Genomic DNA, 8,959 nt, shown 5'->3' on the forward strand with positions numbered 1-8,959 from the left:
GGTATCAAAAAACGGGATGATAATTCACCCCGTTAAAGTCTTAAAGCCAATGTGTGTTTGACCCCATAATGGTTTAAAGCGATTTTCACCCCGCTAATTCTGAATATACCAAAAAAGAATGCATGTTGATGTGCATTCTTTTTCGTAATAAGTTCGCGTAAAAAAAGCAAAACATGCGTAAAAACACCTGTAGGTGATTACGTCAGTTTTGCTCAATTTCTTGGTAACAATCTAACCTTATCTATTTAAATTCAAAAAGTATTGTTTTCTTCTGTACTGCAGATCCACTGGTTTTCACTTTACTCATTTGATAAAACTGGGAATCCAGTAAGATAACAGGAATCATCACATGGTTGTTTTGTCCTTCATATTCATTAGGTGAGAAGTGTAATATTTCATCACCAGCTTTTACGTTTGTCCCGTTAGGAACAAGCGGTTTATAGGACTCACTTTTTGATGAATCGGTTTGTAAACCAATATGAATTAAAATGACTGCATTGTGTTTTGTTTGAATGGAAATGGCATGTTTTGAACGCATTGCCCATTGAATCGTTCCATCTACAGGTGCATAAACTGAACCTGAATTTGATTTGATTGCAATTCCTTCGCCAACTAGACGTTGTGAAAATACAGGATCAACAATCTCATCTAAAGAAACAATACTACCTTGAATTGGAGCATATACGCGAACTCGTTTGTTTTTTCTTCCTAACAAATGAAACATATATATACCTCTAATTCTTCAATAAGCGTAGTTGATTCCAAAAAAAATGTCAAGATTTATCGTATTTCTTGGTATACTATAGAGTGTAATAAAAAGGGAGGAGCAAACATGGAATTTGTTAAAAAATACGCAAAAAGTTTGTTGTATCCAACCCTTTTTGTACCAATCGTATATGCTTTATATGTCTTTGGTGATTTTATAAATACATCGTTTTCATTTCATGTAGGTAGAATGTTTATGGAAACGTATCATGCATATATACAATATTTACCTTTGTTGTATGCAGCTAGCTTTGCGATGTTTTTTGCTAAACGAAAAGATGGTACAAGTGTGCTAAGTGGAATGATAGGTTATATCGTACTAATTCATATTGCATCTAATGAAACACTCGCTAAGGCATTAGAGGGTTGTTCATTTGTACTTCAATTTGATTATACAAGTATTCAAAATGGATGTATGGGAATCATGTGTGGTTTACTTGGAGCAAGTATATATAATCGATTTTATAATGTTCAACTACCAAGTGGTCTAGCATTCTTTTCAGGAAAACGTTTAGTGCCAATCATTACCGGACTTGTAATGATAGTTATCGGTTCATTACTTATTATTATTTGGCCGTTTATGTATCGAGCAATTGCATGGATGTTGCAAGTACGAAACATAACAACGATTGGTCCTATAGTATATATGTGGCTACAAGTTCTGTTGTCATTTATTGGGCTTTCATCACTAGAATTATTGCAAGAACATGCCATCTTCTTTACAAACCAAACAATTTTGATGCAAATCGTGATTCCACTACTACTTATACTTTTGTATAATAGTAAACATAAAGCTGCCTTAAAAGAATGGCGACTTGTATTTTTACTAGTTGGAGTTGGAGCATTCATTCAAGGGGATCCATTATTGTTTCATTTCTTACTATTTACATTTAATCCACTATACATGTTTTTGTTTTATGCTTTGCAAAGTATTTTGTGGATATGGCAAATTGCATACCAACCAAGTATGGTGAGTATACTAATCGGTGGAAGCTTACTTTGTGTGATAAGTTTCTATTTCGTAAGAAATCACATCGATGATTCGATACATAAAGGACAACGTATACAACTTGATGAAAAGCAAGTTGCAGATTTTATTTATGCAGTTGGTGGTATAGAAAATATTATTACGCTCCATATTTTAGAAGAAAAACTGTATATCACATTGGAAGAAGAAATGTTGATACGAACAAGTGAAATAGAAGCTTTACCAAAAAGTATTCAAATTGAAATACACGACAATGAATTAATCGTGCAAGGTGTTGCACCAAAAGCATTATATGATGCATTAGACGCATACATTACACAAGCAGATGCGTCACTAGTAATATAGAGGTGAATGATGAAGATAAGTCGAATTTATAACAACAATGTTGTTGTTGCTGTGGATGGCGATAATGAATATGTTGTTACAGGAAATGGAATAGGGTTTAATCGGAAAGTACATGATGACGTGGATCAAAATCGTGTGGAAAAAGTTTATTCATTTGAAGACCAACAAAAAAAGCAGTTTGCTGAATTACTAAATCGTACTCCGATTATGTATTTTCAAATTGCTGAAGCGATAGCTACGAAGGCAGTTAATGAAATGGATATAGAATTATCTAACCAAATATTTATCTCGCTAACAGACCACTTGTGGTATGCAGCAGATCGAAAAAAACGTGGGTTGGAAATTCCAAACTTAATGCATGATGAAATCAAAAGTTTATATAAAGATGAATATCGTATTGGTTTATGGTCATTACGTTTGATTCAAGCAAACACAGGGATTCAATTTCCAAAAGATGAGGCAAGTTATATTGCCATGCATATTGTAAATGCAACAGTAGGGAATAAAGTACGTGATGCAAAACGTATTGTTGCATTTGTTAAAGATGTACAAACGATTATTGAAAATGTGTTTGGTATTTCATTTAGTGATGAATCACTTGATACCTCAAGATTATCAACACATTTGAAATTTTTAGCACAACATATATTTATCAAGGACACAAAGGAACCATTGAACCTTGATCAAATGTATACTTTACTTATTAATAAACATGAAAAGATGGAGCTATGCGTAGAGAATATTTTTGACATTGTGAAATTGAATTATCATTACACGCTCACAAAAGATGAACTAGTATACTTAATGATTCATATTAATAAGATTGTGAGTATCTAATGAATTATCTGAAAAAAATCGGGAAGGCATTATTATTACCGATTGCGATTTTTCCAATTGCTGCTATTTTAATTGGTATTGGAGCCATGCTAGCACGTGTGGATGCTACCTTTGTCCATTTTCTTAGTGTCATTTTACGCACTTCTGGTGAAGCAATTTTAGGATTTATGCCAGTTGCTTTTGCTATTGGTGTCGCTTATGGATTAAGTGATCATCACAAGGGGATTAGTGCTTTTGCTGGGCTTTTTGTTTTTTTAATTATTACCAATGTATTAGCCCAACAAAGAATTGATGTGTACGATTTTCCAGTCGATAATTTTAATCAACCATTTGAGCATATCGATAATCAGTTCATTGGAATCCTTTCAGGAGTTGTGGCTTCTGCTATATACAATCGATTACATAAATTACATTTAGATACGTTAAATGAAAATGTAATACTTTTACTTGTTTCACTGATTGTCTCGTTAGGATTATGTTGTATCTTAATTTTTGTATGGCCATTTATCTATAATAAGCTTATCCAGTTTGGTAATTTCATTAGTTCTTTAGGACCACTAGGAGCAGGTATTTATGCGTTTTTTAATCGACTTTTAATTCCAATTGGAATGCATCATCCACTTAATTCCGTATTTTGGTTTGATGTGGTGGGGATTAATGATATTGGAAACTTCTGGTCAAGTCAAGGAACCTATGGAGTTACAGGGATGTATCAAGCCGGTTTTTTCCCAGTGATGATGTTTGGTTTGCCAGCAGCTGCACTTGCGATGCTCAGAACTGCGTATCCACAAAATAAAAACAAAGTACGCTCATTTTTATTATCAGCAGCGTTCGCTTCATTTTTTACTGGATTGACAGAACCTTTAGAGTTCTCGTTTATGTTTATCGCTCCACAATTGTACTTAGTACATGCAGCTATAACTGGAATTTCAGTATTTATTGCTGCACAGTTTCAATGGATTGCAGGATTTAGTTTTAGTGCAGGATTTATCGACTTTATGTTGAGTCTGCAAATGCCATTTACACGAATGCCATTGATGCTTCTAATTATGGGAGTTGTACTAGCCATTGCATATTATTTTGGATTTACATATATCATCAAACGTAATAACTTGCATACGCTAGGGCGGGAAATAGAAGTGGATCATCGAGTGACAACACCATTGCAAAATACTGAAATTGATACAATATGCACAGCATTGATATATGCTGTTGGTGGAATGAACAACGTACAAGCAATTGACTGCTGTATTACAAGAGTACGGTTCCATCTACATAATCCAAAAGCTTTTAACTTTGAATTGTTAAAACAAACAGGGGCAATTGAATATATGCAGTTTGGTGATGAAATACAAATTGTATATGGACCAAATGCAGGTGCTATTGTAGAACATTTAGAATCCATTTTGGGAAAGCAAGTAAAACATAATAACTAGAATTTAATACTAGAAGTATGAAATATATAAGAATATAACGAAATGATTCTCTAATGAAAATGCTAATTTTTATTAGATTTGTAAATGCTTGTTTATGTTATGTAATAAAAGTAAATGCTTGGGTTGGAAAAACGTTTTCTTTCAATTATTATGAAATTAAATAGTTTGAATTATTACTTTGATTGGGTAAGATCAGTATCGATATTTTTTTCGGTATTGATCTTTTTTGTTTTTAAGACAAAAAGTCGAAATCGCCCTGGTATGCAAAATGCAGAAGGGGGTTGTGACATATTATTTAGATGATCACAAAAAATGAAATCAATGTCCTAATTGAAGAAATCTATGTAAAAAAGAGTCAATCAAAGATCAAACATATGCAACCACAATATCAAACTATCATTGTAATTTTCGTCAGCACAAATTGACACGATAAATAAAGAAAGACAGTAAAACACAAAGGATATAGATGAGATACTTAGATATCAACTATATCCTTTTTGATGAAAACTCTATAATTCGTGCAACATAAGCATATTTGGCTTATAATTATGGTAGAGGGTCATATGAATATAAATAAAACGAATTTAAACGATACAGAAAATCTAATTATGAATACCATTTGGAAGTATATTGAGCAAAATGAAAAGGTAAATGTTGTAAAAATTGCTGAGGAGTGTTTTGTCTCAAAAGCCACAGTTATCAAATTAAGTAAAAAACTCGGATATAGTGGATATAGCGAAATGTATTACATGATGCTTGCAAGTAAGAAAAATCAATATTCACCTGAAGTGTTTGAAATATCTTCACTTGAGAAAGATGGGTCTAATTCGCAGTACATTCCAAATGTTGCTGAATTATTACACTATTATCGAAATGATAAAATTTTGGTAGATTCCTTAGGATACGTAGATGCTGCTAGAGATTACATTATTCAAAAATTACTCGTCTTTAATTTCAATGCGAATTTTTGTTATCACTATGAAGCATTTGCCAATACAACCTTTAAAAAGGGATTGTTTATTGTAATGTCTAATTCAGGGGCAAGAGGAGAAATTCTTGAGCGAATACGCGAAGCAAAGGAAAATGGATTTAATGTGCTTGTTTTTAGTTCTGACTTAAATTCACCAGCTGGAAAACTTGCACACACAAGTATTCAAATTGATTCAATAAAAAGTACGAAAAATCATTACAAGGCGGATTTCTTTACCGCAAAGATCATTGTATTCTTTGAAATGGTCCTTGAGGAATATTCGAAAACATTCTTAGAAAAACCAAATGAGAAATAAAGTCATCTATCGAAGGATGGCTTTTTTAGTAACTTTTGTCACAATGTGGTGACCTTTTTCACCATCCATCGTAAATGCTTGTATCAAGGATTTCATCTCGTTATACTTTGTTTGTACAAGGGTCGACACGTTGTATATCATAAAGGGAATTTAAAAAGGAGAACAAGAAAATGAAAGAAAAACTTATCAAATTAATGAATAAGTTTTCTAGATCGATGACAGGAATAGTAATGTTCTTGGCGATTATGGGAACTGTTATTGCATTAGCAACAATTATGAAATTAGAGTTTATGCCTGAGCCAATCGTGGCATTTGGGGGACTTATTTCATCTATGATGGATGCAATGTTGAATAACTTATCGTTAATCTTCTGTGTAGGATTGACAACAACAATGGCAAAAAATAAGAAAGTGGATGCTGCACTAGTTGCAACTATTTCATATTTAATGTTTCTTGCAGTAAATAACGCTTGGTTAACAAGTCAAGGTATGTTAGCTGAACCAGGAGAAATGGGTTTATTTGGAACAGGGCAAGCAATTGTTTTAGGATTTCAAGTAAGTGACATGGGTGTATTCTTAGGGATGATCCTAGGATGTATTACTGCATTTGTATTCAACAAATTCGCAAATGTTGAATTCAGTGACATGTTTAAAATTTATGGTGGATCACGTTTAGCATTCGCAGTTATGATTCCAGTTGTCTTAGTTCTTGGAGTTGGAGTTACTTATATTTGGCCAACTGTAAATGATGGAATTGCAGCAACTACAGAATTTATGAAAGATGCAGGACCAGGTGGTGTGTTTGCATATGCATTTGGAAACCGTTTCTTAATTCCTACTGGATTACACCATATGTTATGGATGCCATTCTGTTTCACTGGTTTTGGTGGAGTAACTGAAATTGCTGGAAATGTATACTCAGGAGCTGCAAACATCTTCTATGCAGAAATGGCAAACCCAGGAGCAATTACTGCAATTCATGAATCGGTTCGTTTCGCTACATTTGGATTTGCAAAAGCATTTGGAGTGTTAGGAGCATTCTTAGCATTCATTAAAACTGCAAAACCAGAACGTCGTAAACAAGTTATCAGTATGTTATTACCAAGTGTGTTTGTTGCAATGGTTGCAGGTATTACAGAGCCATTTGACTTCATGTTCTTATTTGCTTCACCACTATTATGGTTAGTTCATGGTCTATTAACTGGATTGTTTGAAATGTTACTGTGGTTACTTGGATCAAGAACATATATGATTTACGGTTTATTAGATATGGTAATTTGTAACTTACCATTGCCAATTGAACTTACAAAAATCCACATCTTCTTTATCGTTGGAATTATTGCAGTTATCGTATGGTTCTTTGTGTTCCAATTCATGATTAAGAAAATGGATTTAAAAACACCAGGTCGCGAACTTGTATTAGCAACTGGTGCTAATGAAGGACAAATCGGAAATAGTGATTGGGATGCAGATATTCAAGTATTCGTACAAGCAGTGGGTGGAGTCGATAATATTGAAAGTATCGAAAACTGTTTCACGCGATTACGTATTGATGTCAAAGATGTCTCAAAAGTAGATGAAAAAATTATTGAGCAAACACAAGCTAAAGGCTCAGTTGTAAAAGGTAATAATGTGCAAATTATTATCGGAATGAAAGTACAGGAAGTTTGCGAAGCATTTAAAGCATGTGTAAACTGGGAGGAATAAAATGAAAAAGTACACAATTTGTATCATTGGTGGAGGTAGTCGTTATACACCGGATATGCTTACCATGTTATGTAACCAAAAAGAACGTTTTCCATTAGCGAAAATCGTTTTCTATGATAACGAAGCAGAACGACAAGAGTTAGTCGGAAAATATGCAGAAATACTATTTAATGAATATTATCCAGGTGTTGAGGTAGTGTATACGACAGATCCTGAAGAAGCATATACAGGTATCGACTTTGCATTGATGCAAATTCGTGCTGGTCGCTTAAAAATGCGTGCATCAGATGAAAAAATCGCAATTAAACATGGATGTCTTGGACAAGAAACATGTGGAGCAGGTGGGTTTGCATATGGAATGCGTAGTGTTCCTGCAGTTATTGATATTATTAAAGATATTCGTAAATATGCTCCAGAAGCTTGGATTTTAAATTATTCAAATCCAGCTGCGATTGTTGCGCAAGCGACAGAAAAAGTGTTCCCAGAAGATCACCGTATTATTAATATTTGTGATATGCCAATTGCAATTATGGATATGTATGCGAATGTTCTTGGAAAAAAACGTAAAGATTTTGAACCACGTTACTTTGGGCTAAACCACTTTGGTTGGTTCACAAATATCTATGATGTAAAAACAGGTCATGATTATCTTCCAGAGTTACGTAACATTTTAAAAACACCAAAAGAATTCAAAACAGAAAAACTATTTGAAGAGCCATCATGGAAAGCTACATTTGATTTTATGAGTACTATGATTAGCGACTATGATGAATACTTACCAAATACATATATGCAATATTACCTATATCCTCAAAAGATGTTTAAGAAGCAAGATATCAACCACACAAGAGCAGACGAGGTAATGGAAGGTAATGAAAAAGAAGTATATGAAACACTAGATGCAGTTGTTAAACTTGGAAAAATCAAAGGAACTGCATATGAACCAGAACCTGATGCAGGTTGTCATGCAGAGTATATTGTTGATTTAGCAACCGCACTAGCAAATAATAGTAATGAAATTTTCCTAATCATCACAAAAAACAATGGAACATGTTCGAATTTAGATCCTGATATGATGGTAGAAGTACCTTGTCGTGTAGGAACGTATGGAGTGGAAGCAATAAGTGTAGGTGAAGTTCCAACGTTCTATAAAGGGCTTATTGAAAACCAACACGCTTATGAAAAACTAACAGCTGAAGCAGCTCTTGAAGGTGACTATATGAAAGCTTTAAAAGCCTTAGTATTAAACCGTGCAGTAGTAAATACAGATGTGGCAAAAGCGTTGCTTGATGATTACATCGAAGCAAATAAAGAGTACTGGACTGAGTTAAAGTAATGGGACTATTTAAGAAGAAACAGGTGTTTTGTGCACCATGTTCAGGAAAGATAATTCCATTGTGTGAAGTAAATGATCCTGTATTTGCAGGTGAATCATTAGGACCTGGTTTTGCGATTATTCCTAGTAAGGGTGAACTTTATGCACCAAAAAGTGGAGTTGTATCCAATGTCATTAAGTTAAGGATTGTAAAACATAGAAGAGTTGGAAATATCTGACCCTTCTTTTTTATTTGCTCAATGTGTTGACAAAAAATCGAA

Annotated in this window: 8 protein-coding genes; 7 read left to right on the forward strand and 1 reads right to left on the reverse strand. The window is 33.7% G+C overall.

Annotation, left to right across the window (positions count from 1 at the left end; translation table 11 throughout):
• Positions 1–241: 241 nt before the first annotated feature.
• Positions 242–724 (reverse strand): glucose PTS transporter subunit IIA, encoded by a 483-nt coding sequence (locus M2098_RS11255; RefSeq protein WP_280684537.1) that lies wholly within the window; start codon positions 722–724, stop codon positions 242–244.
• A 108-nt stretch (positions 725–832) separates the two neighbouring features.
• Here M2098_RS11255 and M2098_RS11260 point away from each other — a divergent pair, with 108 nt between their 5' ends.
• From M2098_RS11260 to M2098_RS11290, 7 genes are all read left to right on the forward strand, one after another.
• Positions 833–2,098 (forward strand): PTS transporter subunit EIIC, encoded by a 1,266-nt coding sequence (locus tag M2098_RS11260; protein WP_280684539.1) that lies wholly within the window; start codon positions 833–835, stop codon positions 2,096–2,098.
• Between the two features lie 9 nt (positions 2,099–2,107).
• Entirely contained in the window at positions 2,108–2,935 is an 828-nt protein-coding gene (locus M2098_RS11265; RefSeq protein WP_280684542.1) for a PRD domain-containing protein, read from the forward strand.
• On the forward strand, positions 2,935–4,371 hold the full coding sequence (locus tag M2098_RS11270) for a PTS transporter subunit EIIC (protein WP_280684544.1): 1,437 nt from the start codon (positions 2,935–2,937) through the stop codon (positions 4,369–4,371). Before M2098_RS11265 ends, M2098_RS11270 begins: the two co-directional genes overlap by 1 nt.
• A gap of 563 nt (positions 4,372–4,934) precedes the next feature.
• Entirely contained in the window at positions 4,935–5,657 is a 723-nt protein-coding gene (locus M2098_RS11275; RefSeq protein WP_280684546.1) for a hypothetical protein, read from the forward strand.
• Between the two features lie 170 nt (positions 5,658–5,827).
• The gene (locus M2098_RS11280) at positions 5,828–7,363 is read left to right on the forward strand and encodes a PTS transporter subunit EIIC (RefSeq protein WP_280684548.1); all 1,536 of its coding nucleotides are present in this window, start codon (positions 5,828–5,830) and stop codon (positions 7,361–7,363) included.
• A 1-nt stretch (position 7,364) separates the two neighbouring features.
• A complete protein-coding gene (locus M2098_RS11285) occupies positions 7,365–8,699 on the forward strand; it encodes a 6-phospho-alpha-glucosidase (protein WP_280684550.1) in 1,335 nt (444 codons plus the stop codon).
• The gene (locus M2098_RS11290) at positions 8,699–8,917 is read left to right on the forward strand and encodes a PTS glucose transporter subunit IIA (protein ID WP_280684552.1); all 219 of its coding nucleotides are present in this window, start codon (positions 8,699–8,701) and stop codon (positions 8,915–8,917) included. Before M2098_RS11285 ends, M2098_RS11290 begins: the two co-directional genes overlap by 1 nt.
• The last annotated feature ends 42 nt before the right edge of the window (positions 8,918–8,959 follow it).

The sequence above is a fragment of the Breznakia sp. PFB1-19 genome, from assembly GCF_029893935.1.
GTDB lineage: Bacteria > Bacillota_I > Bacilli_A > Erysipelotrichales > Erysipelotrichaceae > Breznakia > Breznakia blatticola.

Coding starts and splice junctions, on each gene's coding strand:
- M2098_RS11270 (WP_280684544.1), top strand. CDS start 2,935: ATGAATTATCTGAAAAAAATCGGGAAGGCATTATTATTACCGATTGCG.
- M2098_RS11275 (WP_280684546.1), top strand. CDS start 4,935: ATGAATATAAATAAAACGAATTTAAACGATACAGAAAATCTAATTATG.
- M2098_RS11290 (WP_280684552.1), top strand. CDS start 8,699: ATGGGACTATTTAAGAAGAAACAGGTGTTTTGTGCACCATGTTCAGGA.
- M2098_RS11260 (WP_280684539.1), top strand. CDS start 833: ATGGAATTTGTTAAAAAATACGCAAAAAGTTTGTTGTATCCAACCCTT.
- M2098_RS11255 (WP_280684537.1), bottom strand. CDS start 724: ATGTTTCATTTGTTAGGAAGAAAAAACAAACGAGTTCGCGTATATGCT.
- M2098_RS11280 (WP_280684548.1), top strand. CDS start 5,828: ATGAAAGAAAAACTTATCAAATTAATGAATAAGTTTTCTAGATCGATG.
- M2098_RS11265 (WP_280684542.1), top strand. CDS start 2,108: ATGAAGATAAGTCGAATTTATAACAACAATGTTGTTGTTGCTGTGGAT.
- M2098_RS11285 (WP_280684550.1), top strand. CDS start 7,365: ATGAAAAAGTACACAATTTGTATCATTGGTGGAGGTAGTCGTTATACA.